Genomic DNA, 1,315 nt, shown 5'->3' on the forward strand with positions numbered 1-1,315 from the left:
ACTGGTCGAGCGGTACGTCACGTTGGCCTGCGTCTCCAACGAGGTGGGCGGGGACCTGATCGGCAATGCCCTGTGGCTCGGCGTACCCCTGCGGGAACTGCTGGACGAGGTCGAGCCGGACGACGACGCCGACCAGGTCGTCGGCCGGTCGGTCGACGGCTGGACCTGCGGCACCCCCACCGCCGCGCTGCGCGACGGACGGGACGCGCTGCTGGCCGTCGGGATGAACGGCGAGCCACTGCCGGTCGAGCACGGCTTCCCGGTCCGAGTGGTGGTGCCGGGCCTCTACGGCTACGTGTCGGCCTGCAAATGGGTGACCGAACTGGAGCTGACGCGGTTCGCCGACTTCGACGCGTACTGGGTGCCGCGCGGCTGGTCCCCCCAGGGGCCGATCAAGACCCAGTCCCGGATCGACACGCCCCGGGGACGTAACCGGCTGACTGCCGGCCCGGTGACCGTCGCCGGGGTGGCCTGGGCGCAGCACCGGGGCATCCGCCGAGTCGAGGTACGCGTCGACGACGGCCCGTGGCAGGAAGCCGCGCTGGCCCCCACCGTGTCGGTCGACACCTGGGTGCAATGGTCCTGGCGCTGGGACGCCACACCTGGCGAGCACCGACTCCAGGTCCGCGCGACCGACGCGACAGGTGAAACCCAAACCGAACGTACGCAGGACGTCGTCCCGGACGGCGCCACCGGCTGGCACACGGTCACCGTCACTGTCCGCTGATCCACGGCACGACGTCGCCCGCGCGGGTGCGCCCCCGAATCGGCGGGCTGTGTTGGCGCCGTGTGCTGTGCGGTCGGCGGGCTGTGTCTGCGGCCTGGCCTGCGGGTTGGTGGGCTGTATTGGCGGCGTGCCCTGCGCGTCGGTGGCTGTGTCTGCGGTCTGGCCTGCCGGCTCCCGAGACTGTCCATGGGTCGGCGGGCCCGCTGACTGACCGGTCATATCCGGGAGCGCATGCAGATCTTGGACACTTTCCGTCAGCACGGCCCGCCCACGGAACGGAAAGTGTCCAAGATCTGCGGGGCCAAGTCGGTTTGTCGACGCCAGTTGCTTCCGTTGGGGCCAGTTCGGCGCTCTCCGCCCTTCGGCCCCGGCCCACGGCCGGCTTCCTCAGCCGCTTGCGGCGGCTTATTCAGCGGCAGCGGCCTGCGGTCGGCGTTCCCAGGGGCTGCACCCATCGCCGGGGGCCGGTGGTGTGGGAACGGCGGTCAGCGTCAGCGGCCGCAGGGCGGTGGTCGGCGCTCGGTGGCAGCAGGAAGGCCGCTGGCCGGCACCCCGGGTTGCGGGTGCCGGCCAGCGGTCGGTGTCCTG

General features: G+C 72.0%; 1 protein-coding gene. It reads left to right on the forward strand.

The features are described from left to right. Positions 1-727, forward strand: a 727-nt coding sequence (locus tag ABZ749_RS35310; protein ID WP_357235774.1) for a molybdopterin-dependent oxidoreductase, incomplete at its 5' end; no start/stop codon positions are given. Positions 728-1,315: the final 588 nt, after the last annotated feature.

The sequence above is a fragment of the Micromonospora sp. NPDC047753 genome (genome assembly GCF_040642735.1).
In the GTDB taxonomy this organism is placed as follows: Bacteria; Actinomycetota; Actinomycetes; order Mycobacteriales; family Micromonosporaceae; genus Micromonospora.